This is a genomic window from Candidatus Eisenbacteria bacterium (assembly GCA_005893275.1).
In the GTDB taxonomy this organism is placed as follows: Bacteria; Eisenbacteria; RBG-16-71-46; order SZUA-252; family SZUA-252; genus WS-7.
The window spans coordinates 26,694-50,483 of record VBOW01000026.1 but is presented as its reverse complement, the minus strand read 5'-3'; the positions used below and the strand labels follow the sequence as shown (position 1 = coordinate 50,483).

The 23,790-nt window shown below is 67.9% G+C and carries 25 protein-coding genes; 19 read left to right on the top strand and 6 right to left on the bottom strand.

Going from position 1 to position 23,790, the window contains the following annotated elements; all coding sequences use genetic code 11:
- Positions 1-79 precede the first annotated feature (79 nt).
- Entirely contained in the window at positions 80-1,237 is a 1,158-nt protein-coding gene (locus E6K76_06180; GenBank protein TMQ59061.1) for an N-acetylmuramoyl-L-alanine amidase, read from the top strand.
- 82 nt (positions 1,238-1,319) lie between these two features.
- Complete coding sequence (locus tag E6K76_06175) at positions 1,320-1,805, top strand: heavy-metal-associated domain-containing protein (GenBank protein ID TMQ59060.1); 486 nt, start codon at positions 1,320-1,322, stop codon at positions 1,803-1,805.
- A gap of 78 nt (positions 1,806-1,883) precedes the next feature.
- Here E6K76_06175 and E6K76_06170 read toward each other — a convergent pair whose 3' ends face one another.
- Entirely contained in the window at positions 1,884-3,533 is a 1,650-nt protein-coding gene (locus E6K76_06170; protein ID TMQ59059.1) for a hypothetical protein, read from the bottom strand.
- Positions 3,401-4,291 carry a ribosome small subunit-dependent GTPase A gene (gene rsgA, locus E6K76_06165; GenBank protein ID TMQ59058.1) on the bottom strand — a complete coding sequence of 297 codons (891 nt, stop codon included), beginning with the start codon at positions 4,289-4,291 and terminating at the stop codon, positions 3,401-3,403. The genes E6K76_06170 and rsgA overlap by 133 nt, the downstream gene beginning before the upstream one ends.
- Before the next feature lie 74 nt (positions 4,292-4,365).
- Between rsgA and E6K76_06160 the strand changes: the two genes are divergently transcribed.
- Positions 4,366-5,145 carry a tetratricopeptide repeat protein gene (locus E6K76_06160; GenBank protein TMQ59057.1) on the top strand — a complete coding sequence of 260 codons (780 nt, stop codon included), beginning with the start codon at positions 4,366-4,368 and terminating at the stop codon, positions 5,143-5,145.
- Between the two features lie 21 nt (positions 5,146-5,166).
- Here E6K76_06160 and E6K76_06155 read toward each other — a convergent pair whose 3' ends face one another.
- Positions 5,167-6,006, bottom strand: a complete 840-nt coding sequence (locus E6K76_06155; protein ID TMQ59056.1) for a glycosyltransferase — start codon at positions 6,004-6,006, stop codon at positions 5,167-5,169.
- On the bottom strand, positions 5,856-6,977 hold the full coding sequence (locus E6K76_06150; GenBank protein TMQ59055.1) for a hypothetical protein: 1,122 nt from the start codon (positions 6,975-6,977) through the stop codon (positions 5,856-5,858). The genes E6K76_06155 and E6K76_06150 overlap by 151 nt, the downstream gene beginning before the upstream one ends.
- A gap of 64 nt (positions 6,978-7,041) precedes the next feature.
- Here E6K76_06150 and E6K76_06145 point away from each other — a divergent pair, with 64 nt between their 5' ends.
- The 4 genes from E6K76_06145 to E6K76_06130 all read left to right on the top strand — a co-directional run bounded on the left by E6K76_06145 (position 7,042) and on the right by E6K76_06130 (position 9,560).
- Positions 7,042-7,500, top strand: coding sequence for a hypothetical protein (locus tag E6K76_06145; protein ID TMQ59054.1), 459 nt, complete (start codon positions 7,042-7,044; stop codon positions 7,498-7,500).
- Positions 7,461-8,222 carry a YbbR-like domain-containing protein gene (locus E6K76_06140; protein TMQ59053.1) on the top strand — a complete coding sequence of 254 codons (762 nt, stop codon included), beginning with the start codon at positions 7,461-7,463 and terminating at the stop codon, positions 8,220-8,222. Before E6K76_06145 ends, E6K76_06140 begins: the two co-directional genes overlap by 40 nt.
- Before the next feature lie 94 nt (positions 8,223-8,316).
- Entirely contained in the window at positions 8,317-8,889 is a 573-nt protein-coding gene (locus E6K76_06135) for an arginine decarboxylase, pyruvoyl-dependent (protein TMQ59064.1), read from the top strand.
- 14 nt (positions 8,890-8,903) lie between these two features.
- On the top strand, positions 8,904-9,560 hold the full coding sequence (locus E6K76_06130; GenBank protein ID TMQ59052.1) for a hypothetical protein: 657 nt from the start codon (positions 8,904-8,906) through the stop codon (positions 9,558-9,560).
- Here the strand turns inward: E6K76_06130 and E6K76_06125 are convergent.
- Positions 9,544-10,515, bottom strand: coding sequence for a peptidase (locus tag E6K76_06125; GenBank protein TMQ59051.1), 972 nt, complete (start codon positions 10,513-10,515; stop codon positions 9,544-9,546). The genes E6K76_06130 and E6K76_06125 overlap by 17 nt on opposite strands.
- A 512-nt stretch (positions 10,516-11,027) precedes the next feature.
- Here E6K76_06125 and E6K76_06120 point away from each other — a divergent pair.
- Positions 11,028-11,306, top strand: coding sequence for an integration host factor subunit beta (locus tag E6K76_06120; GenBank protein TMQ59050.1), 279 nt, complete (start codon positions 11,028-11,030; stop codon positions 11,304-11,306).
- A gap of 90 nt (positions 11,307-11,396) precedes the next feature.
- Here E6K76_06120 and E6K76_06115 read toward each other — a convergent pair whose 3' ends face one another.
- The gene (locus tag E6K76_06115; protein TMQ59049.1) at positions 11,397-12,098 is read right to left on the bottom strand and encodes a zinc metallopeptidase; all 702 of its coding nucleotides are present in this window, start codon (positions 12,096-12,098) and stop codon (positions 11,397-11,399) included.
- Between the two features lie 195 nt (positions 12,099-12,293).
- On the opposite strand from E6K76_06115, the gene E6K76_06110 reads away from it, so the two are divergent.
- The 11 genes from E6K76_06110 to E6K76_06060 all read left to right on the top strand — a co-directional run bounded on the left by E6K76_06110 (position 12,294) and on the right by E6K76_06060 (position 23,779).
- Positions 12,294-13,292, top strand: a complete 999-nt coding sequence (locus tag E6K76_06110) for an aminotransferase class I/II-fold pyridoxal phosphate-dependent enzyme (protein ID TMQ59048.1) — start codon at positions 12,294-12,296, stop codon at positions 13,290-13,292.
- Entirely contained in the window at positions 13,289-14,047 is a 759-nt protein-coding gene (rsmI, locus tag E6K76_06105) for a 16S rRNA (cytidine(1402)-2'-O)-methyltransferase (GenBank protein ID TMQ59047.1), read from the top strand. Before E6K76_06110 ends, rsmI begins: the two co-directional genes overlap by 4 nt.
- Entirely contained in the window at positions 14,044-14,697 is a 654-nt protein-coding gene (locus E6K76_06100) for a CDP-alcohol phosphatidyltransferase family protein (protein ID TMQ59046.1), read from the top strand. The genes rsmI and E6K76_06100 overlap by 4 nt, the downstream gene beginning before the upstream one ends.
- A gap of 87 nt (positions 14,698-14,784) precedes the next feature.
- Complete coding sequence (locus tag E6K76_06095) at positions 14,785-15,957, top strand: inositol-3-phosphate synthase (protein ID TMQ59045.1); 1,173 nt, start codon at positions 14,785-14,787, stop codon at positions 15,955-15,957.
- A 16-nt stretch (positions 15,958-15,973) separates the two neighbouring features.
- Entirely contained in the window at positions 15,974-16,624 is a 651-nt protein-coding gene (locus E6K76_06090) for a dTMP kinase (GenBank protein TMQ59044.1), read from the top strand.
- A gap of 7 nt (positions 16,625-16,631) precedes the next feature.
- Positions 16,632-18,278, top strand: coding sequence for a S41 family peptidase (locus E6K76_06085; protein ID TMQ59043.1), 1,647 nt, complete (start codon positions 16,632-16,634; stop codon positions 18,276-18,278).
- 5 nt (positions 18,279-18,283) lie between these two features.
- Positions 18,284-19,342, top strand: a complete 1,059-nt coding sequence (gene dusB, locus E6K76_06080; GenBank protein TMQ59042.1) for a tRNA dihydrouridine synthase DusB — start codon at positions 18,284-18,286, stop codon at positions 19,340-19,342.
- Positions 19,320-20,105, top strand: a complete 786-nt coding sequence (gene larB / locus E6K76_06075; GenBank protein TMQ59041.1) for a nickel pincer cofactor biosynthesis protein LarB — start codon at positions 19,320-19,322, stop codon at positions 20,103-20,105. Before dusB ends, larB begins: the two co-directional genes overlap by 23 nt.
- A complete protein-coding gene (larC, locus tag E6K76_06070; GenBank protein TMQ59040.1) occupies positions 20,102-21,283 on the top strand; it encodes a nickel pincer cofactor biosynthesis protein LarC in 1,182 nt (393 codons plus the stop codon). The genes larB and larC overlap by 4 nt, the downstream gene beginning before the upstream one ends.
- Positions 21,284-21,332: 49 nt before the next feature.
- Positions 21,333-23,072, top strand: a complete 1,740-nt coding sequence (locus E6K76_06065) for an ATP-binding cassette domain-containing protein (protein TMQ59039.1) — start codon at positions 21,333-21,335, stop codon at positions 23,070-23,072.
- Between the two features lie 158 nt (positions 23,073-23,230).
- Positions 23,231-23,779, top strand: coding sequence for a GAF domain-containing protein (locus E6K76_06060; protein ID TMQ59038.1), 549 nt, complete (start codon positions 23,231-23,233; stop codon positions 23,777-23,779).
- The last annotated feature ends 11 nt before the right edge of the window (positions 23,780-23,790 follow it).

Below are 23,790 nucleotides of genomic sequence, written 5' to 3'. Positions count from 1 at the left end.
TCGTTCTCACTCGGCAACGAGGCCCGGCCCGTGGCTCCCGAGATGGGGGCTCCGGACGGGCCTCCCCGTTTGGGGACTATTGGCTGTCTTGTCCCTGGGGGTCGGGCCGCCGGCTCCCCGCAACGCTGCGAGAACGCCTCCCCGCGCTCCCCGGCCGTCGCCCGAGCTGGTGAGGATCCGCTTCTGGACCGCGCCGGATCACACAAGGCTCGTATTCGATCTCTCCGGCCCGCCTCCCGCCGAACCCCAGTTCCGCCTTTCGGGGCCGACGAGCTACGAAGTCTCCATCCCAGGGGTCCGTAAGTCGCTCGCCGTGACGGGGGAGTTCGTGGGGGACAGCCTGGTTGCCGACATCTTCCCGGCCGTCTCCGACTCGGGAGTTGTGATCCGGATCGGCCTCAAGCAGACGACGACGCCGCTCGCCTTCGTGCTTGCCTCAGGGGACGGCGTGCCGGACCGGATCGTCATCGACGTGCCGGCACCCCCCAATCCTCAAGCCGAGCTAAAGCTGGAGCAGCAGCTGAGCGAGATCAAGAAATCGAAGCGGCTCATCGTCGCGATCGACCCGGGCCACGGCGGGGACGATTCCGGAGCGCTCGGCTATCGAAGGCTCCCCGAGGCGGACGTCGTCCTCGCGATCGCGAAGAAGCTGAGGTGGGAGCTGGAACAGCTCCCCGGCGTGAGCGCGTTTCTCACCCGCGCCGGGGATTATTTCATCCCGCTGCGGAGACGGATCGAGCTCGCGCGGAAGTACCAGGCGGACATCATGATCAGCATCCACTGCAACGCCAGCAGGAATCACGAGGCGACGGGCACCGAAGTCTATTTCCTCTCGCTCACGGGCGTGACCGACGAAGCTTCGCGATCGTTCGCCGAGGCGGAGAACGCGGCCGACTTGATCGGAGGCGTACCCCCCGAAACGGGCGACGACCTCTTGGGGATCCTCTTCGATTTGAAGCAAAACGACACAATCCGGCGCAGCAGCGAGCTGGCCGAGAAGCTCGTCGACGCCCTCCGGGACGAGGACCGGTTGAACACGCGCGGGGTGAAACAGGCGGGCTTCGTTGTGCTCAAGGCCCCCGATATTCCCGCGGTCCTGGTGGAAACCGCGTTCATCTCGAACCCACGCGAAGCGGCGATGCTCAAGGACTCCCAGTTCCAGTCCAAGGTGGCGGAGCGCCTCGCGGACGGCGTCCAGGCCTACATGAAAACCCACGCCCGGAGCGCCTCCAATTAGCTGGATACCGTTCCACGCGCGCGGTGTACACTGTAGAGGCTTTAATCCGGATCAAACACGAATTCTCGGAAGGAGAGCCGCCATGAAGCGTAGGGTTACGATCGTTCCAACGGTTTTGGCCACATTGAGCCTTGCCGCGTCGGCTTGGGCCGGCGGCAGCGCGTGTACGGGCAAGTCCGAGGGCGCGGCCAAGCAGGCGGCAGGCGGCTCGCGCTGCACGGCCGGTTCGGCCGCGCAGGCCAAGGGGCAGTGCACGTTCGGCGCGAACAACGCGGTATTCAGCTTCGCGGTGCCCACCGCCCACTGCGGCGCGTGCGTGGACAAGATCCAGACCACGGCGATGGCGCAGAAGGGCGTGCTCTGCGCGAAGGTAGACCTGGACTCGAGGACCGCCTACGTCGCCGGCGACAGGAAGCTGGACCAGAAGGCGATCGCGAAGGCGATCAAGGGCGCCGGTTTCACCTGCACGTTCAAGGCCAAGGGCCCGAAGGTGCGCGAGGAGCTGGTGAAGATGATGGCCGCTGGGTCGAACGCCTCGCCCGCCGCGGCCAAGAAGGACAAGGTCTGATCCTCCGCTAGATATCGCGCGATCGAAAACACGGGCGGTGCCCCGAAGGCGCCGCCCGTTTCGTTTCACGGCCGCGCCCTACCTCGCCCTCGGCGCGCGCCTCGACTTCGCGGGATCGGTGGCCCCGGCCAGGCGCCTGGCGAGCGCGCGGCGGCTGGCCGGCGTGTTGTCGAAGGTAGCGAGGAGCGTCCGCACCTCCGCCCAGCCGTCCGCGACGTGAGGGTTCAAGGATGCGACGGCCACGGTTTCCGGGTAGCGCCTGAGCCATGCGCGGGCAGTAGCTTCGTCCTCGGGCGATAGCGACGCGCGCGCCGCGAGCGTGAGGAGCGCGGTTCCCTCGATGCGTCGGGGCCACGTCGAATCATCGGGGCCCACCTCGCGCGCGGTCATGCCGTGGGCGCGCAGGAGATCCGCAATCCCGGCGCGGGAGGCCGGCCGATTCACTTCCAGGACATCGATCGGATTCCGGAGCGGGATCCCCCCCGCGCCCTGCTTGAGCATCCGGATCGCGCCCTCCGCGATCCGATCCAGCTCCTCGGGGGGGACAAGCTGGCGCGCCTCGCGCTCGAGGGAATCGCTCCATGGATGGGGCCGCGCGGCGCTCGCGGCGCGGAGCGTCCTAATCCTGCTTAGCGAGGCTTGGACCCGTTCCTCGCTCAGCCGTCCCGATCGGAGCGCCTCGCGCAGCGCCGTGAGCGCTTCCTCGGGACCGGGGGAGGGCCTCGAGTAAAGAAGAAGGTCGCAGCCCGCCTCGATCGCGCGAACCGCGATCTCCCCGTAGGGCGCGATGGAAGTCACGCCCGCCATCTCGAGCGCGTCGGTGATCACCACCCCATCGAACTTCATCCTGCCGCGCAGGAGATCGGTCACGACCCGGCGTGAGATCGTGGCGGGCCGCGTTGGGTCGGGCTCGAACGCCGGAACGAGGACGTGCGCGGTCATCACCACCGGCGCCCCCCAATTCACGGCGGCCTCGAAGGGGCGCAGCTCGCGAAGGTCCATCCGCGCCCGGTCGGCGGTCACGGTCGGCAGCGCCACGTGCGAATCCTGGCTGGTGTCCCCGTGGCCGGGAAAGTGCTTCACGACGGGGATCGCTCCCGTCGCGAGGACCCCTTCCACCGCGGCCCGCCCGCAGGCGGTCACCTGGGAGACGGAGCTGCCGAAGCTCCGGATTCCGATCACCGGATTCGCAGGGTTCGAGTCGACATCGAGGACCGGGGCGAAGGTCAGGTTGATCCCGAGCGCCAAGAGGCGGCGCGCGGTGCGCTGCGCGAGATCCTTGACTAGCGGCGGGCCTCCCGAAGATGCGACCGCGCGGGCCGACGGGGGCACTTCCCAGAAGCCCGAGATTTGAGAAACCATCCCTCCCTCCTCGTCGGCGCAGACGAGCGCGGGAAGCTCGGGCGCTCCGATGGTTTCGTGGACCGACCGCGTGATCCCCGCGGCCTGGTCGGCGTCCCCGAAGTTCGCCGCGAAAAAGATTACCCCCGAAGGCCGCACGCGCATGAGCCGCTCCCGGGCCTCGGCCGTGAACTCGGTTCCGGGAAACCCGACGATCAGGAGCTCTCCGAGACTCGATTCCAGCGCGGCGGCATTCACGGGGCGAGGACCTCGAGGAGGAGCTTCTTGTAGCGCGCGTAGACCTTCTCCGGGATGACCCCCGCCTGAACCCCCGCCAGCACCGCGCAGCCGGGCTCCATCCGGTGGGTGCACGAAGTGAACCGGCACGGCGGAGCGCCCTGGATCTCCGGGAAGACGCTCGCGACCTCCGCGGCACCGGTTTCTCCGAGGGCGACGCTCCGTACGCCCGGCGTATCGATGACAACCCCCCCCTCCGGCAGGCGGTAGAGCCGCGCGCTCGAGGTCGTATGGCGGCCCTTTCCCGATTTCTCGCTCAGCGTTCCGGTCACGATCTGCTCCTCGGGGATGAGGCGGCGAAGCAGCGAGGACTTGCCCACCCCGGAATGCCCCACGAGGACCGAAGAGACTCCTTGAAGCGACTCCTTGAGCTCGGCGATTCCCGAGCCCGTCTTCGCGCTCACGAGCACGCAGGGAAGCGGGATCGCCGCATCGGCGATCAGGCGCTCCGCCTCCTCGCGGGAGACGAGATCCGCCTTGTTGAGGCACAGCACGGGGCTCAAGCCGCCGCGGTGGGCGAGAAGCGCCCACCGGTCCACGAGCCCCGGGCGAAACGGAGGCTGGGCCGCCGAGGAAACGATCACTGCCTGCTCGGCGTTCGCCGCGACGATCTGGCGGTCGCGCGCCCCGCTCCCCGCGCGCGCGAGAGACGTCCGGCGCGGCGCGATCGAGAGCACGGAGAGGGTACCCTGGGCATCCCGCCCCACTTCCACATGATCCCCGACCGCCGGCGCCCCCAGGCGGCTCCCGGATCTGGACCTGAGCTTCGGACCCAGAGCGGCCTGCAGCATCTCCGTTCCGTCCCACACCAGGGCGCTCGATCCGAACATCTGGGCCAGGATCATCACGCCTGTTTACCCGATCGAAGGCGAAGGGACAAGGTTGATCCCTGATTCACGCAAGGCGTAGACTCCCAGCGAGAATGGCTCTCGATCGCATCATCTGCCCCCGCTGCGGCGAATCGCTCCCCGCTACCCTGGACCGCTGTGACGCGTGCGGCGCCCTCTTGGGCTCGCGCGGCGGGGCCGCATCCTCCGCCGCGGGATCCGCCCCGGCTCGCGCGCGCGGCCGCGCCCCTTCGGGGCCCGCGCGGCGCCACCGCGCGCAGGCCGTTCCGGGCATCGCCTGGCTGCTCCTCGTCGTCGGGTTCGCGGTGGGGGGCATGATCGGCTTCGCGCTTCACTCCGCGATCGGTCCGCGCGGGGAAGCCGGGATGCCGTCCGGCCCGGCGGACATCCTCGCGGGAGCCCCGCAGGGGCAGGGTGCGCCCCAGGGAATGCCGACGCAGATTATGCAGCAGGTGCGATCCTACAAAGCAGCGCTCGCGAAAAACCCCGATGACCTCGAGGCCAACGTCGGTCTCGGCAATTTGGAGTTCGATTCGGGTCAGTGGGAGCACGCGATCAAGTACTACACGCGCGCGCTCGCGATCGATCCCGAGAACGCCGACGTCCGAGTGGATCGCGCGATCGCTTACCATTCGAGCGGGCGAAACGACGTCGCGAAGACCGAGCTCCTAAAAGTCACGAAGGAGAGCCCCCGCCACAAGAATGCGTGGCTCAACCTCGGCGTGGTGATGCGGGAGACCGGCGACCGCGCGGGCGCCGAGCGGGCGTGGGAACGCTATCTCGAATTGGCTCCGGACGGCGAGCACGCGGCCGCGGTCCGCCAGGAGCTGGCGAGCTTGAAATCGACCGGCTGAGCTCCTCCAAAGCTCCCCGCTTCACGAGCCCGTCACGAGCCTCGCCCTCACCTCGTCCAGCACCTCCCGCAGCGCCCACCCCGGCCTGGTCGCGTCGTACGCCCGAAGGAGCGACGCCGCGTCATCGAGGTCATACCACGGCGTGAGCAGCCGCACGTCCAGGCTCCGCGCGCGGGCCCGCTCGAGCGTCGTGGCGGCGGCGGAGCCGCTTCCCCACGGGATCTCCTCGAAAATCGACTCGTGGTCCCCGCTCGTGCCGATGAGGTAGTACCCGCCGTCCTCGGTCGGTCCCAGCGCGACATCGCAGACGGAGAGCGACTCGATGGCTTCCAGGATCCGTTCCGGATCGAGTGTGGGGGCGTCCGAGCCGATCGCGACCACGCGACGCGCGCCCTTGGCCCGCAGGTCGCGGAACGCGGCGACGAGCCGTCCGCCCAGGTCGGTGCCCCGCTGCGGCGAGATCGGGATCCCGATCTCCCCGGCGAGGGATTGCAGGGGACGGTCCGGCTCTCCGTCCAGGAAGAGCGTCCAATGCGCGGGGACCGCGGGCACGATGAAGCGGGCGGTGTCCTCGAGGGAGGCGCGGGCGACGCGCGCCGCGTCTTCATGGGTCAGGGGAGGAACGAGCCTGGTCTTCACGTGGCCGGGCCGCGGCGCCTTCGCGAAGAGCGCGATCGCGGGATCGCGAGGGGATCCTTCACCCGCCGGATTCACGCGATCCGCCTGGCGCGCGCGGCGAGGGGGCGCGCGGAACGGCGCTCCGAGGAGCGCGGGAGGGGCGGGAGCGGGCCCTGCGTGCGGCGCAAGTGGAAGAGGATCTGCTGCAGGTAGCCGCGCCCCGGTCCGAACCGCTCGGCCCAGCGCGACAGCTCCTCATCCTTCGCCCTCCGCCGCGACGCAAGCTCCAGCGTCGCGCGCCGGATCCATCGGTCCACCGGGAAGGCCTCGAGGCGGCCGAGGCCAAAGAGCAGCGTGCAGTCGGCGATCTTCGGCCCCACGCCGGGCAGCTCGCACAAGCGACCCCGCGCTTCCTCGTGCGAAGCGTCGCGCAGGGCATCCCACGACCATCCGGCCGACGCGATGACGCGGGCGCTCTGAAGGAGATAGGGTGCGCGGAATCCCAGGCCGCTCGCCCGGAGCTGCGGTTCGCGCGCCCGGGCGATCGTCTCGGCCCCGGGGAAGGCCCGCCTTAGGGAGCCGGGAATGGGTTCGCCCCAGCGCGCCGCCATCGCCTCCACGCAGCGGCTGATCTTGAGGATGTTCGCGGCCGCGGAGCAGATGAACGAGGCAACGGTTTCCCATGGATCCTGGCGGAGGAGCCTCAAGCCGAAGAGCGGCAGGATCCCCGGCAGCGCGCGAAGCTCCTCCGCGTGCTCCAGGTGGACCCTGGGATCTTCGTCCAGCCTGAAATATCGGACCAGGGCTTGGCGGCCAGGGTCCTCTCCGGCAATGGAAACCGCGAGGCCGGCCGGCCCAAGCAACGCGACCGAAAGCTCGGCACGGCCCACGATTCCGCGCCAGCATTCGCCTTCCCTGACCCAGCGGAACGCCTGGCCGCATGAAAACGTGAGATCGAGATCGATCGGTCCCGGGACGCGAAGCTCGTAGTGCACGGGAATAGCCTCGGGGCGTGAGGCGATGGCGTCAATTTCTTTTGTCCGAGGGGGCGGTTTCCGTTGACCCCCGCTTCGCGCGCGTGGGAAACTTTGGTTGCGTTTTTGGGTATAGCCGGTCGGAGACGCGTCTCCGCGGCGCTGCCCGACGCACCCCTTGACCAGAATGAGCCGATATTCATCCACATGGCGCACGCTCGCCATTCCCGCTTCGCTCACGCTCGCTACGGTTTTGATCGCGGCCCAGACCCCGCCGGGGCGCGCCGGGGAGAGCCGGGCTCACGTGCGCCTCGTCCGGCTCTTGGAGGAAGTGCCCGAATCGGACCGGGCCATGCTCGGGAACATGCACGACTTGAGGCTCCGCCTCGAGCCCGGAAACGTCCTTCTCCTGCGAAAGGGAGGGGAGTTTGCCGCGGTGCTTCCGATCGAAGAGATGTCGGGCGGGAAGGATTCGCTCCGCTACTTCTTTTACGTCGAGCACCCGGCGTTCCTCTGGGTGTTCCCGGGACAGAGGGACAAAGGGCTCGCGACCGTGGCCGACGGAGGATCCCTCCTGTTCAATACGTTCGAGCTCAAGTGGCGCTCGGTCTCGGGCGGTCTCGGGTGGATCTACTTTCCGGATGACGAGGCGAACCGAAACGTGAGGTTCTCGGTCGTGAGCGGGCACACGGTGGACGAGGCCGATCCTAAGGACACGAAATATTGGATCGAGCTTGGTTCGTCGGAAGCTTCCGGCTTCTGATCAGCATGTGGAATGGTGTCCGCGCGATTCTCTTCGATAACCTCGGTCTCAAGCTTGCGTCGCTTCTTCTCGCCTGCCTGCTCTACGCCCACGTCGTCACCGAGCAGGAACGCGACGCCATCATCCAGATTCCAATCGCCGTCGTGGGCTTGGCGGACACGCTGACGAGCGTCGGTGAGCTTCCTCCGCGCGTCGCGGTCAAGGTCCGAGGCAAATGGAAGGATCTGATCCGATTGAGCCTCACGCGGCCGTTCCTTTCGATCGACCTCGCCGGCGCGAAGCCGGGCGTGTTCCAGACGTCGATCACGGCGGACGAGATCTCGCGCCGGGCCATCCCGCCCGAGCTCGCCCGGATCGTGTCCGTGACCGAAGTGCGCGATCCTCGCAGCGTGGATCTCGCGATCGAGCTCAAGGCGACGCGGACCCTGCCCGTCCGCGTGCGCGTGGTGGGGCGCCCCGCGGAGGGGTACGTCCTTCATAGCGAGCCGGCCGTCGTGCCCGATTCGGTGCGGGTGATGGGACCGGCGAAGCTTGTCCAGGAAATCGACACGCTCTACACAGTGGCAGTTGACATCACCGGAGAACGCGAGAGAATCCAGCGCTTGGTCGCTCTGGCCTTGCCCGCGAACGTGGCCAACCTCGAGACGCGTCGCTGCGTCGTCACGATCCTTCTCGATAAGGCGGGGCCCGACTCCTCGTCAGATCACGCGCGGGTCCGGTAAGACACGAGACGGAGAGAGGAGACCGACAAGGATGAAGCGAACGACCGATCCGAATCCTGCCGGGAACGCGGCCATGGATCCGCAGGGAGCGACCATGGTGGCGGACCGGACGAACGCCGGTTTCAGCCTGGTTCCCACGCGGGTGTTCTTCACGAAGGGGGTCGGCAGCCACCGCGACGAGCTGCGTTCCTTCGAGCTGGCGCTCAAGGACGCCGGCATCGAAAAGCTCAACCTCGTCCACGTGTCGAGCATCTTCCCTCCCAAGTGCAAGATCATCCCGAAGGACGAAGGCGTGAAGCTCATCGCCCCCGGGAGCATCGCGTTCTGCGTCATGGCGCGGCTCGCCTCGAACGAGATGCGCCGGCTCATCGCGTCCTCGATCGGCTGCGCCATCCCGGCCGACAAGAGCACGTACGGCTATCTGAGCGAGCACCACGCGTACGGACAGACGGACGAGTATGCCGGCGAGTTCGCCGAGGACATGGCCGCCTCGATGCTCGCGTCGACACTCGGCGTGGAATTCGACGAGAGCGCGAACTGGGACGAAAAGGAGCAGGTGTTCAAGATCTCCGGCGAGATCATCCGCACGTTCAACGTCACCCAATCGGCCGTCATCTCGGCAAAAGGCTGGACAACGGTCCTCTCAAGCGCCGTGTTCTTGTTCTAGGCCCGGAGCCCGGCATGCCATCTCGACAGCTGTTTCCCGTAATCGCGCTCGCTGCCCTACTCACCCTTCCCCAGACTTCGTTTGCGACCCCGTCGGCCGACTCGGCCCAGGCCGCCTCCTCCGCGGATTCCGTCCAGGCTAGGTCTTCGGACTCGACGGGCGCCAAGTCGGAGGCGAGGGCCCGAGCCAAGGAGGTCGTGAGCCCGAAGAAGAGGAAAAACAAGACCAAAGCCGCCTCGGGCGGGAAGAAAACGGAGAAGACCGTGGAAGTGGGCGCGAAGGCGGGAACCATGCCGGTCAAGCCGGAAGTCTTGCCGCTGCACGTGCAGGTGCAGCACATCCTCATCGGATTCTCCGGGTCGGTCCCGGGCAAGAACATCACTCGGACGAAGGAGGAGGCCAAGGCGCTCGCCTACCAGATCCTCGAGCGCGCGCGGAAGGGGGAGGATTTCGACGAGCTCACGGGCCGGTATACCGATGATTCCCCCCCGGGGATCTACGGGATGAGCGGGACCGGAGTCCCGCCCCTGGAAGGGGAATACCCGCGCGAAAGCTTGGTGCCCGCGTTCGGAAACGTGGGCTTCTCGATCAGCCCGGGGAACATCGGGATCGCCGACTATGATCCCAAAATGAGCCCGTTCGGCTGGCACATCATCAAGAGGCTGAAGTAAGGCTCTCCGGCTCGATTCCCAGCGCCCGGAGCGCCAGGGGGGCGAGATCGGTGAGCCGCCGCGGCGGTGTGGAAGCCGGGTCCCCAGGCGGCCCCCACATCGCGAAGATCGCCGGGTTCGCGGTGTGGGTGCTCAGGGCGCCATCCTCGAGATTTCCGTGATCGCTCACGATCAGCACGCATAGCCGATCGAGATCGACGCGGCTCAACACCGTCTGGAGCGCCCGGTCCAGGTCGGCCAGGCACCGCATCGCGCGCGGGCGGTCCTGGGCGTGGCCGGCACGGTCCGTCTCGAAGTATTCGAAGAGGGAGAAGTCGTTCTGCATCGCCTCCTCCGCGATGATCGCGCCCGCCTCCTCCGGGGTCCTCTCCGGCAGCTCGTACCCTCGCTCGCGCATCCTCCAGTGGGTGAGGTCGTGCGTCACCGCGCGTCCCTCGAGGAGATCCTCCCAGGAGCGAAACCGAGCGCCCGAGGCGAGCGTGGCGAGCGAGGTCGCGGAGAGGCGACGGTGGGCGTAGGGCATCTCGAAGTACTCGGGACGGAACGCGTTCAGGAAGGTGGCGCTCAGGCCGCGCTCGCGCACCTGTTTCAGGAGCGAGTGCTCCATGATGATCCGCCGCAGCGTGGGCCCCGGAAAGCCGGATACGTGGTGCCCCATCGCCTTCGGAGCGTTGATCCCGGTGAGGATCGAGGTCTGCCCCGTCGCGCTCTGTGGTAAACCGGGCACCCCCATGGCAGCGTCGAGGCCCCAGGCGATTCGCGGCGGCCCGACCCGGGCATCGGGCCGAAGCGACTCCGTGAGCCGGAGGGTGGGAAACTCGCCGGTCGCGAGAGGGTTTCGCGCGGGATCGTCCGTGCCCACCCCGATGCCATCGATGAAAAAGAGAAGCACGCGCCGCCGGATGCGATCGAAGTGCGCGACCGGAGCGTGATTTGGAACCGGAGGGATGGCCATGTTCTGGGAGACGGGATTATAGCGGCTGCCGCATCGGAAATAGAAATCGGGAGCCGCGAACCGAGCGTAAGGTGGTGGCAGGCCGGCGACGCAGGATCATGGACCTTCGCTCGTGCAGCTCCCGAATCTTTTCCTGTCGGTAGGACATCGCAATCGACGTGCCACGCGGGGTACATTCCGCCTCGACGCCCTCAGTAGATAAGTTGTTATGCCTAAATAGATTATTGCTTTGCACCCCGCACTCTACTGTGCACTTTGCGAAGCCCGCGCCCCCGGACGCAGCCTGCACCGGGCGGCGGTGCAGAATTCGCGGTTGTCGCGGAACTTCCAGCGGGAAAAAGCCTTGACAGCTTTCGCCAGCGCCCTATATTCCCCAATCGCGTACCGCGAGGCGCTTATGTTCAATGCCAACTCCGCCTTAGGCGCTCCGCGACGCGCGCTGGCGATCCCGCGCGGCAGATCCAACATCCGCCCGGCTCAGGCCGAGAGGACTACCTCTTCAGGAGGGGCTGATGACCAAGGCAGAGATAGTCGACGAGATTGCGGAGCGGACCGGGCTGACGAAGAAGGATGTGGCCGACACCGTCGATCAGTTCCTGGAAGCGGTCTCCCGGGCCCTGGCGGCTGGCAAGCACATCGAGATTCGAGGCTTCGGGACCTTCAAGGTGAAGGACCGAAAGTCCCGCCTGGCGAGAAATCCGAGAACCGGCGAGTCGGTCCCGGTGCCCCCTCGACGGGTGCCGGTTTTCAAGGTCTCGAAGGAGCTGAAGGACATAGTCGCCCAGGTCTGAAGCGTCCGCGCGACTTCAACGAAACGGGACGCCCCACAGGGGGCGTCCCGTTTTTGCTCCCGGCGCCGACTCGCGCCGGAGGCTGGTCCTTCAGCGGCGCTCGCGGATGAGGAGGAGCCGCACAAGCTCGAGGATCGCGACCGCGGCCGCGGCCACGTACGTCAGCGCCGCGGCGTCGAGCACCTTCTTCGCGCTCCGCTGCTCGTCCGGCGCGATCAGGCCGAGACGGTTCAGCTGCACGAGCGCCCGCCTGCTGGCGTCGAACTCGACCGGCAGCGTGATCAGCTGGAAGAGGACGCCGAAGGAGAAGAGGAAGATGCCGATGTCGAGCAGCCCGACGCCGAACAGGGCGAGCTTGTTCGCGAAGATGAATCCAGCGATGATGAAGAGCCACGCGAGGTTCGTTCCAATGTTGGCCAGCGGGAAGATCGCGGTCCGCATCTGAAGGGGAACGTAGCCATGAGCGTGCTGGATCACGTGCCCGCACTCGTGCGCGGCGACGCTGATGGCGGCGATCGAGGACTCGGCGTAGTTATGCGGAGAGAGCCGGACGGCCTTGTGGATCGGGTCGTAATGGTCCGAGAGGACACCCTGGCCCGGCTCGACCGCGACGCCGGAGATTCCGTTCGCGGCGAGAATGGCTTGGGCGATCTCGCGGCCGGTGCGATTGCTGGCCGACGGCACCTCGCTGAATTTGGCGTACGTCGACTGGACCTTGGCTTGCGCGTACGCGGCCAAGATGATAGCCGGGATCAACAAGATCATCGTCGGATCCCAGAACGGCAAGAACATCGATCTCCTCCTCGTCTCTCTCGGTTTTGAGGCGGCTCCCCCGCTCCCCTATACTGCTCCAACTCGGGAAAGTTTCGGCAAACCACCCAAGTTGAGACTATCAGCACCGGGGCCGCGATTCAAGGAAACGGGGACGATCTGACAACAACTTACATCGATTTGCGCAGCGACACGGTTACCCGCCCGACCCCCGCCATGCGGCGCGCGATGGCGGAGGCGGAGGTGGGGGACGACGTGTTCGGCGAGGACCCCACGGTAACCCTCCTCGAGGAGGAGACCGCGGCGATTCTCGGCAAGGAAGCCGCGCTCCTCGTGCCGAGCGGCTGCATGGGGAACGAGATCGCGGTGGCGGTGCACACCCGTGCCGGAGACTCGATTCTTCTCGATCGGTACAGCCACATCGTCCAGGTCGAAGCGAGAGCGGTGACGGAGATGCTCGGGCGCACGTTTCTCCTGCGCGATGGAGACCGCGGCCGGCTCGACCCCGAGGAGGTCACCGCGGCGTGCGCGAACGGAGAGCCCGGCGCGTCCCGGCTCGGGCTCGTGGAAGTCGAAAACACCCACAACTGGGGGTCGGGCGCGATCTACCCCTTGGAGAGGCTCGAGGCGGTCGCTCTCGCGGCGCGGGCGCGATCCCTGCCGGTCCATCTGGACGGGGCGCGGCTGTGGAACGCGAGCGCCGCGACGGGAATCGCCCCCGCGAGCTACGCCGCCTGCGCGGATAGCGTGATGGTGTGCTACTCGAAGGGGCTGGGAGCCCCCGTGGGCTCCGCGATCGCCGGCACGAAGGCCTTCATTCAGGAGGCGCGCGGCGCGCGGAAGATGCTCGGGGGCGCGATGCGCCAGGCGGGAATCATCGCGGCGGGAGCGATCCACGCGCTCCGGCACCACCTCGCGCGGCTCGCCTCCGATCATGCGAGGGCTAGGAGGCTCGCCGAGTCCTTCGCCGAGATGGAGGGGCTCACGATCGACCCCGGCGAGATCGAGACGAACATCGTGATCGCGCGAGCGGCTTCACGTCCCGAAAGAATCCAGGAGTTCGTCCGGGAGGTCGCGTCCGCCGGGGTCCTCATCGCTCCCTTCGGCGGACCGGGGCGGTTCCGCGCGGTGACCCACCTCGACGTGGACGACGCCGCCATCGATCGCGCGATCGCGGCGGTTCGGGATGCGGCCCGCTCGGTGCTCGCCCGATGAGCGAAGCGTCCGAGCCCCAACCCGGGACGCTCTACCTGGTCGGCACCCCCATCGGAAACGTGGAGGACCTCTCGCCGCGGGCCCGCCGGATCCTGGGCGCCGTCGATCTCGTCGCGGCCGAGGACACGCGGCACACGCAGGGGCTCCTCTCGCGCTTCGCCATCCGGAGGCCGCTCGTGTCCTACCACGACCACAACAAGGAGCGCCGCACGCCCGAGCTGGTCGAGAAGCTCAAATCCGGCCTCTCGGTCGCGATCGTTTCGGACGCGGGCTCGCCGGGGATCTCCGATCCCGCGTTCACGCTGGTCCGCGCTGCGGTGGCCGCCGAGATTCGCCTGGTTCCGATCCCGGGCCCCTCGAGCGCCCTGTGCGCGCTCGAGGTATCGGGGCTTCCGACGGACCGGTTTTCGTTCGAGGGGTTCCTCCCACGCCGATCGTCGCGCCGCCGCGCCCGCATCGAGGAGTTGCGCGAGGACCCGCGGACCCTCATCTTCTTTGAGTCGCCGCACAGGCTGCGAGAATGCCTGCGCGATCTCTCGGAGTTCCTCGGGGAGCGGCCCGCATCGGTCTCGCGCGAGCTGACGAAGAAGTTCGAGGAGACGCGGCGCGGGACGCTTCGGTCCCTCCTCGAGTGGGCGGAGTCGGAGCCGCCCCGCGGGGAATTCGTCGTGGTCGTGGGCGGCGCGCCGCGGAAAGACTCCACCTCGCCGCGCGAAGCCGACGGCCCGGAAGACGAGGGGGAGGAGGAGGCGTGAACCGGAACTGGAAAGAGCAGGCGCGGGGAATGTTCCGGCCCATGGCCCGCTATCTCGCCGCGCGGGGCGTCAAGCCCGACCATTTGACCCTCGCGGGGGTCTGTCTGTCGCTCCTCGCCGCGCTCTTCCTGGGCCGGGGCTCCTTCCTCGCGGCGGGGCTGCTTCTTCCGCTGGCCGGGCTCTGCGACATCCTCGACGGCGACGTGGCCCGCGAGCGCGGAATCGTGAACGCGTTCGGAGCCTTCCTCGATTCCACGCTCGACCGGCTGAGCGAGGGCGCGCTCTACGTCGGCCTCGCGTATTTTTATTTCACCCGGAGCCAGAGCTCGACCCTGTGGATGCGCGGCATGTTCGAGGGGAGCGCCCAGTGGGGGGACGCGGACGGCGCGACCCTGGGCATTCTGGCGCTCGCGACCCTGATTCTCTCGTTCCTCGTCTCCTACACCCGGGCGCGCGCGGAGGGGCTCGGGCTGGAGTGCCGGGTGGGCATCATGGAACGTCCCGAGCGTGCGCTGACACTGGGCGCGGGAGCGCTCCTGGGGCATCGCTTCATGCCCGGGGTGCTGGGAGTGATCTTCATTTTGACTCTCGTCACGGTCCTTCAGCGTGTGTATCATGTGCGGAAGCTGACTCAAGCGAACTCCGCGTAACGCCCGGGCGCGCCCCCATCGGGGTGCCGGGACCCGCGCCTGCGACCGCCATTTTCGAGCTCATCCGTAGACGGAGGAAGGATTCCAATGGGGAAGATTCGCGTCGGCATCATCGGCGTCGGAAACTGCGCATCATCGTTCGTCCAGGGCGTCCATTACTACCGGAACGCCCGGGACAGCGACTTCATTCCGGGGCTCATGCACGTGAACCTGGGCGGCTATCACGTTCGCGACATCGAGTTCAGCGCCGCGATCGACATCGATCGGAACAAAGTCGGGAAGGACCTTTCCGAGGCCGTCTTCACCTGGCCCAACAACACGTACAAATTCTCCGACGTGCCGCGACTCGGCGTGCCCGTGGCGCGCGGCATGACGCACGACGGGCTCGGGCAATACCTCTCCAAGATCATCCACAAGGCGCCCGGATCGACCGCGGACATCGTCCGCCTCCTGCGCGATACGAAAACCGACGTCGTCATCAACTACCTTCCGGTGGGCAGCGAAGAGGCCACGAAGTGGTACGTCGAGCAGGTCCTGGACGCGGGCTGTGGTTTCGTGAACGCCATACCGGTCTTCATCGCGCGGGAAAAGTACTGGCAGCGGAGATTCGAGCAGAAGAAACTCCCCGTGATCGGCGACGACATCAAGTCGCAGGTCGGGGCGACGATCGTGCACCGCGTGCTCGCGCGTCTGTTCCGGGAGCGCGGCGTTCGCCTCGAGCGCACGAGCCAGCTCAACGTCGGCGGGAACACCGATTTCTTGAACATGCTCGAACGCTCGCGCCTCGAATCGAAGAAGATCTCGAAGACGAACGCGGTCACGTCGATGCTCGACTACGATCTGGGAGAGAAGAACGTACACATCGGGCCGAGCGATTACGTCGAATGGCTGGACGACCGCAAGTGGGCCTATATCCGGCTCGAGGGGCGCACATTCGGCGATGTTCCGCTCAACGTCGAGCTGAAGCTCGAGGTCTGGGATTCGCCGAACTCGGCCGGCGTCATCATCGACGCGGTCCGATGCGCGAAGCTCGCGCTCGACAACGGGCTTTCGGGGGCGCTCATCGGGCCCTCTGCGTATTTCAAGAAGTCCCCGCCGGTCCAGTACCCCGACGATCAGGCCCGCCGCATGGTCGAGGAGTTCATCGAGAAGTACGGCCAGAAGAGAAGGCCGGCCCCCAAGGCCGCGGTAGCGGAGCGGCGGCGGCAGGTGGCGGCGCCTCGAAGCGGTCTCAAGCGCGCCGCTCGAAAGAGCGTCTAATCCGGGCGGCGACACCGTGACGGGGCTCTTGATCACCCTGGAGGGGATCGAGGGGTCCGGCAAGACCACCCAGGCTTCCCGGCTACGCGATTCGCTCGTCGAAGCGGGAATTCCTGTATGCTTAACCCGTGAGCCCGGCGGCTCCCCTCTTGCGGAACGGGTCCGTGACCTGATCTTGCGGGCAGGGGAGGAGCCTCTCGCCCCCGGTGCGGAGCTGCTCCTGTTCCTGGCGGCGAGGGCCCAGCACGTGGCGCGGACCATTCGGCCCGCCCTCGGCCGCGGCGAAGTCGTTGTCTGCGATCGGTTCACCGATGCGACGCTGGCTTACCAGGGGGGCGGTCGGACGATTCCGGAAGCCTTCTTGACATCGCTCAACGAGTGGGCGACGGGCGGGCTCAAGCCGGCCCGGACCTACTTGATCGACGTCCCGATCGAGGTCGGGCTCGCGAGGGCGAAGCAGCGTACGGGCGTGCCGCCGGACCGGATCGAATCGGAAAGCCGGGCGTTCTTCGAAGCCGTCCGCGCGCGTTATTTGGAGATCGCGCGGCGTGAGCCGGAACGGATTGTGGTACTGCGGGGTACGTCTCCGGAAGAGACTCTCGCGCGTCAAATCGAGGAGGATGTGCACCGGATCTTGAGCGGCCGGACTCCCAACGTACAGAGGTGAACCGTCCATGAATCGAAGGCAAATCATCGCGGTATGCGTCCTCGTCGTCGCTCTGATCGCGGGCACGTGGGCGGTCGCTCGAGTCCAGGAATCGAACGACAACACCTATTCGAATATCGAGCGCTTCATCCAGGTTCTGACGAAGGTCCGGGACAATTACGTCGAACCCGTGAGCAGCGACAAGCTGATGGACGCTGCGATCCGGGGGATGCTCCGAACGCTGGATCCCTATTCGCAGTACCTCGACAAGGAGGAGGCCGAGCGCCTCGAGACCACCACCCACGGCGCCTTTGGCGGAATCGGTATCTCAATCGGCATGCGCGACCGCTGGGTGACCGTGATCGCTCCGATCGAAGGGACGCCGGCGTGGAAGGCGGGCATCCTGGGCGGCGACCGCATTTCGAAGATCGATGATGTGTCCACCGAGGGCCTTTCGCTCGACGATGCGATGAAGAAAATGCGCGGCGAAAAGGGAACGCATGTCAAGCTGACCATCCTCCGCGAAGGCCGAGACAAGGCGCTCGACTTCGACATCGTGCGCGACATCATCCAGATCAAGAGCGTTCCCTACTCGGGCATGCTCTCGAACGGGGTCGGCTACGTCCGGCTCTCGAACTTCTCGGAGCGGAGCCGGCAGGAGATGGACGCCGCCTTCGACAAGCTCGAGAAGCTGCACCCGCGGGGTGTGATCATCGACCTGCGCTACAACCCCGGCGGCCTCCTGTCCCAGGCCGTGGAGGTGGCCGAGGAGTTCACGCCGCGCGGGAAGAAGATCGTCTACACGCGCGGGCGCGACTCATCCCAAAACCGCGACTTCGTCTCGACCGCCGATCAGACGCATAATCAGTACCCGATTGTGATCCTCGTGAATCAATGGACGGCCTCCGCTTCCGAGATCGTCTCGGGCGCGCTGCAAGACTTGGATCTGGGCCTCGTCGTCGGAAGGACCACGTTCGGCAAGGGTCTGGTTCAGACCGTGATCCCTCTCACGCGGAGCGTCAAGGGGCCGAAGCTCAAGCTCACCACGGCGAAGTACTACACCCCGAGCGGCCGCTGCATCCAGAAGGACGAGCAGCTCAAGGATGGGGCGCTGGCGGACGACGAGGACACCGACGACGGCGACAAGACCGACAAGACCGACGCGACCGACGCGAAGAAGGCCAAGCCCGAGTACCGCACCGAAATGGGACGCGTCGTGTACGGGGGCGGCGGCATCAACCCCGACGTCGAGCTGGTCGACGTGAAGCTCCCGCGCGTGATCGAGGACTTGGAGGCGAAGCAGGTCTTCTTCAAGTACGCGGTCCGGTACGCCGCGAGACACAAGGAACCCCCGGCCGACTACGCGCTCAATTCCGGGATCCGTGACGAGTTCCTGCAGATCATGAAGGACGAGAAGGTGGAGGCCAGTCCGGACTCGCTCGCCGCGGCCAAGCGGTGGGTCGACGGCGGCATCCGGCGCGAGCTGGGCCGGCGCTTCGGCGGCGAGGAAGAGGCCTACCGCATCGCGCTCGAAGACGACGAGCAGGTCAAGGCGGCCGCGGCGCTCTTCGACAAGGCGCCGACCCTGCCCAAGCTCCTGGCGCTCGCGTCGGAGCTGAACAAGGGCAAGATGACGACGCAGACCTCTCCCTTGAATTCCAAGTCGGTTCGCTAGGAGCGATGCGTGCCGGATCGGTCCAGGTCCCGGGCCACGTTCTCCTCTCGCCGCTCTGCGGGGTAACCGACTCGCCGTTCCGGCAAATCGCGCGCCGGCACGGCGCCGCCATGGTCTTCTGCGAGATGACCTCGTCGGACGGTCTCGTCCGGCGGAATCCCAAGACCTTCGAGCTGCTCGAATACCGCCCCGAGGAGCGCCCGATCGGCGCCCAGCTCTGCGGAGCGGATCCCCAGGTGATGGCCGAGGCCGCCCGGATGTGCGAAGGGCTGGGCTTCGACACGCTCGACCTCAACTACGGCTGTCCCGTCCGCAAGGTCATCGCCCGAGATGCCGGCGCCGCGATGCTCACGGACTTGGACCGTTTGGAGCGCGTCACGACCGCGGTCGTAAACGCCGTCTCGCTTCCCGTCACCGCGAAAATCCGAATCGGCTGGGACCGGAATTCGACCAACGCCCCGGATGTCGCGAAGGCGCTCGAGCGCTCCGGGGTGAAGTGGGTCACCGTGCACGCGCGCGCCCGCTCCGAAAAATTCACCGGCCAGGCGCACTGGGAGGTCATCGCGGAGGTGAAGCGGAACACGACCCTCCCCGTGATCGGAAACGGCGACGTGAAGACTCCCGAGGACGCGCTCCGCATGATTCGGGACACCGGATGCGACGGGGTCATGGTCGGACGGGGCTCATTCGGGAATCCGTGGCTCTTCGCGCGCGCCCAGAGGCTTCTGAACGGTGGAGATCCCGGTCCGGACGCCACCCCGCGCGAACGGATCCTGACCGCGATCGCCCACCTCCACGACCTCGCTTCGAAGAAGGGGGATTACGCCGCCGTCCTCATGCGAAAGCACGTCGCATGGTATGTGCGTGGGCTCTACGACAACTCCTCGATCTGCCGGGAGGTAAACCACAGCACGACCCCGGCCGAGGTGGAGACGCTGCTCACCCGGTATCTGGAGAAGCTCGAGAGCGCCCCCGAGGCAAGCGCCCCCGAGCCCGGGCCTTCGGGCACGGCGGAGTGGAGCGGCGGGGACGCAGACGCGCATGGATCCTGCGCGGCTCCGTAAGCTTCTCCTCGACGTACGCCGGGGACGCGTCACCACGCGCCAGGCGCTCGAAGCGATCGCCCACCTTCCGTTCGAATCGATCGGCGCGGGAACCGTGGATCACCACCGAGGAATCCGCCAGGCGCTTCCCGAAGTCATCCTCTGCCAGGGCAAGACCAGGGCGCAGTGCCTCGCGATCGCGCGCGCGATCTTTGCGAAGAGCGGCCGGCTGCTCGCGACACGCGCGAGCGCGGAGCAGGCCCGGGCGATGGTCGGCGAGTTCGGCCGCGCCGCGACCTGGAACGAAGCGGCACGGACGGTGGTCGTTCAGAACCCGGGGCGTCGTCGTCGCGGGGCCCGGCGGCGCGCAGCTCGTGTGCTCGTCGTGAGCGCGGGGACATCCGACCTGCCGGTCGCCGAGGAAGCCGCGGTCACCCTTGAATTCATGGGCCTGCCGGTGGGCCGGGTGTACGATGCGGGGGTGGCCGGGATCCACCGCCTCTTGAAGCACGTCCCGGCGCTCAGGCGGGCCTCCGCGGTGGTAGTCGTGGCCGGCATGGAGGGCGCGCTCGCAAGCGTGGTCGGCGGCATCACCGACCGACCGGTGATCGCCGTGCCCACGAGCGCCGGCTACGGGGCCTCGTTCGGGGGTCTGGCGGCGCTCCTCGCGATGCTCAGCTCCTGCGCCGCCGGGGTCACGGTCGTGAACATCGACAACGGGTTCGGAGCGGGCTACGCCGCCGGCGTGATCGCGCTCAGGTCCCGCGCGGGGAGATCGGCGTGAGCATCGTCTACTTCGACTGCGTCGGCGGCGCGAGCGGGGACATGATCCTGGGCTCGTTGGTGGCGCTCGGCGCGCCGCTTCCCGAGATCGAGCGCAAGCTGCGCTCGCTCCCTCTCGAAGGAATCGAGCTCCGCTCGACCACCGTGAAGCGTCACGGGTTCGACGCCCTTCAGCTCCACGTGGAGGTCGAGGAAAGCCGGTCCCACCGGCACTTCACGGAAATCCGCCGCATGCTGGAAGGGGGCGCTCTGCCGCCGCGCGTGCTTCGCCGGGCGCTGGGCGCCTTCGAGCTCCTGGGGCGCTGCGAAGCCGAAGTGCACGCGACAACCCTGGAAAAGGTCCATTTCCACGAGGTGGGCGCGCTTGATGCCATCGTCGACATCGTGGGCACCGCATGGGCGCTCGAAATCCTCCGGGTCGATCGATGCCACGCCTCGGTGATTCCCCAAGGGAGGGGCTTCGTCCAGGCGGCCCACGGAACGCTCCCGGTCCCCGCGCCGGCGACGATGCGCCTTCTCGAGGGCGTGGCCGTCCGGATGACCGAGATCGAAGCCGAGCTGACCACGCCCACCGGCGCGGCGCTCCTCCGGACCCTCTGCGAGACGATCGGCGAGCCCGTCGGGATCCGGCCGCGTCGAACGGGCATCGCCGCGGGCTCGCGCGATCTCGCCGAACGCCCGAACATCGTGCGGGCCCTGCTCGGCGATCCGCTGACGCCGGAGGCGGAGGGGGCGGTCGAGGTGCTGGAGACGACGATCGACGACATGAACCCGCAGCTCTACGGCCACCTCACGGAGAGTCTTTTCCAGAGCGGGGCGCGAGAGGTCTTTCTCACCCCGGTGCAGATGAAGAAGGGGCGCCCGGGCGTCCTCGTCACGGCGATCTGCGAGCCCTCGTCCGCCCATGCCGTGATCGAGCGGCTCTTCGCGGAATCAACGACGATCGGCGTGCGCGTGCGTCACGAAGGGCGGGTGGAGCTCACGCGCACGATCGCGGAGGTCGAGACGCCGCTGGGGCGAATCCGCGTGAAGACGGCCGTCCTCCCTTCGGGCGAGGAACGGCGAGTTCCGGAATACGAGGACCTGAAGCGTCTCGCGCAGGCGGCGGGGCGTCCCCTGGTCGAAGTCATGGACGAGGTCCGCTCCTTCCTCCACGAGAGCGCGCGGACCACGATGTGATCCGGCGCAGGAGCCGGAGTCGGGACGTCGAAGGCGCCGGAGCCGGTCCGTGATCCGGCTGGAAGGCGTCGCATACGCGGCGCCCCCTCCTCCCGGCGGCGGCGCCGCATTCCTCGTGGGACCGGTGGACCTCGCGGCTCCTCCCGGGTCGAGCCACCTGCTCCTCGGAAAAAACGGCTCCGGCAAGACCGCCCTCATCCGGATTCTCGCGGGGCTCGCTCCGCCGACCACGGGCCGGTTTCTCCTCGGCGGGGAGGAGGTGCGCGTCGGTCCGGAAGGTCGCTCGCTCTGGCCCGACGTCGCGGCGATCTTCGAAGAGCCCGATCCTCAATTCCTTTCGGACACCGTCGAGGCCGAGATCGCGTTCGGCCTCGAATCGCTCGGGATCACCCCGCGCGACGTTCGAGATCGGACCGCCTCGGCGCTCCGGGACTTCGGCCTGTCGTCCCTTGCGGGGCGCCCGCCCCAGAGCTTGAGCGCCGGGGAGAAGGCCCGAACCCTCCTCGCCGCGGCGCTCGCCGCGGCGCCGCGCTGCCTGCTGCTCGATCAGTCCCTCGCGCACCTGGACCCGGGCTCGCGACGCGAGCTGGAAGGGAGGATCGTCGGTGAGGCGATCGCGTGCGGTCGCGCGGTCATCCGTACCCACCAGGAGGCCGACCCGCCCTTTCCCGGAGAGACCCTCTACGTCCTCGAGGCGCGCGCGCTCAAACCCGCCTCCCAGCTCACGCCGCGCGCCGTGATCGAGAGCACCGGCGTTCCTTTCCCGCTCGCGCTCCGGGTCTCGGCGCTCCTCGCGATCGAAGGGCGCTGGTCGGGGCCCTTGTCCGCGGACGCGGAGCAGGTGGAGCGCGTGTTGGGCGACGCCGGAAGGGCCGGCGAGACCCACGCCGCATCGGCGGGGCCCCTGCCGGAGCCGGACCCGATCCCCGCCCCCCGTGGCCCGGCCGCGCTCACGATGCGCGGCGTGGCGTGGTCGCCCGGCGGGAGGCGCGGCGCACCCGTCGTGTCGGGGCTGGATCTCGAAGTCGGGCGCGGCGAGGTCGTCGCGCTCATCGGCCGGAGCGGAACCGGCAAGACCACCGTGCTCAAGCTTGCTGCCGGCATCGTCGATCCGACGGAGGGCACGATCCACCGCGAGAGGCCGGCGATCCCGCGCGTGCGGCCGGTCGCGCTCGCGCTCGAGTACCCCGAGCGGCAGCTCTTCGGACGGACGGTCCTCGAGGACGTGGCCGCGCTGCTCTGGGTCGAGGGGATCCCGGCGGAGGAACGCGCGAGAAGCGCGCGGAGGGCGATGGTCGAGGTCGGGCTGGATCCCGAGAGGTTCGCGGACCGATTCCCGGTTTCGCTGAGCGAGGGAGAGAAGCGCCGCGCGGCGCTGGCCGGCGTGATCGTCGAGCCTCCTCAGATTTTGCTCCTCGACGAGCCAACCGCGGGGCTCGACCCGGAAGGAAGGCGCGCGCTGGCCCAGGTCATCGACGGCCTCCGCGAGCGCGGGCGGACTGTCCTCCTCGCGAGCCATGATCTCGGCTTCGTCGCCGCGGTCGCGAGCCGCGTCGTCGTGCTCCTTCGCGGGGAAGATGGATCGGGGTCGGCGAACGTCCAGGGCCCGACGGCTCTCCTGCTGCGGGATGATCGCCTGCTCGCCCGCGCGCGAATTCCCGGGCCCGATTTCATACGGCTCGAGCGTGTGCTCCGCCTTGCTGGGCTTCTCGGGCCCTCCCCCGTCCGCGACGAGGAGACCCTGCTTGAGGCTGTGGCGCGGGGCGCCGCGGCCGCGCGCCCCGCCTAGGACTTACTGCCGATCGGCCAGGAGCGCCCGGAGCTGGGGGGGAGAAGACCGTAACGGCATTGTCCTCAACGACCTGGAGGCAGCTCCCTTCCCACGATTCGCGGAACCCCCGACCCACCCCGGCATCAAGAAGCCGCCTCCTCCGCCGATCTATCCCGATGCGGGTCCGCACGGCCAAGCCCGCGGGTCGGACCACCGGCGTGGAACCATGGGGCGCAGAGCGAATGAACAACGCAGACCGAGTCATCGCCGATCTCGAAGCGCGCCATCGGTTGGGGGTCCCGTTCGAGGACCTTCTTCACGCGGCCGTCCGCGGCCTGCACGACCTGGACGAACGGTTTCACTGGACCGGCATTTACGAGCTATTCCCTGACAACGTTCTCAGACTCGGACCGTTCGTCGGGGCGCCCACCGATCACGTATTCATCGGCGTGGGACGCGGCGTGTGCGGCACGGCCGTGGCCGAGCGGCGAAACATCAACGTCCCCGACGTGCGCCTCGTGAGCAACTACCTGGCGTGCAGCACGGAGACGAGATCCGAGCTCGTGATCCTCATCCGGAGCGGCGAGAAGATCTACGCCCAGATCGACATCGACAGCCATCAGGTCGCCGCCTTCGATGAGGGTGCCGTGATGCAGGTGCAACGGGTCGCGGACTGGCTCGCCTCGCTCTACCATTCCCGCGAGCGCCTCGGGCGCGCTCCCTAGCCCGGCCGCCG

Coding starts and splice junctions, on each gene's coding strand:
- E6K76_06175 (TMQ59060.1), top strand. CDS start 1,320: ATGAAGCGTAGGGTTACGATCGTTCCAACGGTTTTGGCCACATTGAGC.
- E6K76_06160 (TMQ59057.1), top strand. CDS start 4,366: ATGGCTCTCGATCGCATCATCTGCCCCCGCTGCGGCGAATCGCTCCCC.
- E6K76_06135 (TMQ59064.1), top strand. CDS start 8,317: ATGGTGGCGGACCGGACGAACGCCGGTTTCAGCCTGGTTCCCACGCGG.
- E6K76_06130 (TMQ59052.1), top strand. CDS start 8,904: ATGCCATCTCGACAGCTGTTTCCCGTAATCGCGCTCGCTGCCCTACTC.
- E6K76_06125 (TMQ59051.1), bottom strand. CDS start 10,515: ATGGCCATCCCTCCGGTTCCAAATCACGCTCCGGTCGCGCACTTCGAT.
- E6K76_06120 (TMQ59050.1), top strand. CDS start 11,028: ATGACCAAGGCAGAGATAGTCGACGAGATTGCGGAGCGGACCGGGCTG.
- E6K76_06115 (TMQ59049.1), bottom strand. CDS start 12,098: ATGTTCTTGCCGTTCTGGGATCCGACGATGATCTTGTTGATCCCGGCT.
- E6K76_06110 (TMQ59048.1), top strand. CDS start 12,294: ATGCGGCGCGCGATGGCGGAGGCGGAGGTGGGGGACGACGTGTTCGGC.
- rsmI (TMQ59047.1), top strand. CDS start 13,289: ATGAGCGAAGCGTCCGAGCCCCAACCCGGGACGCTCTACCTGGTCGGC.
- E6K76_06095 (TMQ59045.1), top strand. CDS start 14,785: ATGGGGAAGATTCGCGTCGGCATCATCGGCGTCGGAAACTGCGCATCA.
- E6K76_06085 (TMQ59043.1), top strand. CDS start 16,632: ATGAATCGAAGGCAAATCATCGCGGTATGCGTCCTCGTCGTCGCTCTG.
- dusB (TMQ59042.1), top strand. CDS start 18,284: ATGCGTGCCGGATCGGTCCAGGTCCCGGGCCACGTTCTCCTCTCGCCG.
- larB (TMQ59041.1), top strand. CDS start 19,320: ATGGATCCTGCGCGGCTCCGTAAGCTTCTCCTCGACGTACGCCGGGGA.
- E6K76_06060 (TMQ59038.1), top strand. CDS start 23,231: ATGCGGGTCCGCACGGCCAAGCCCGCGGGTCGGACCACCGGCGTGGAA.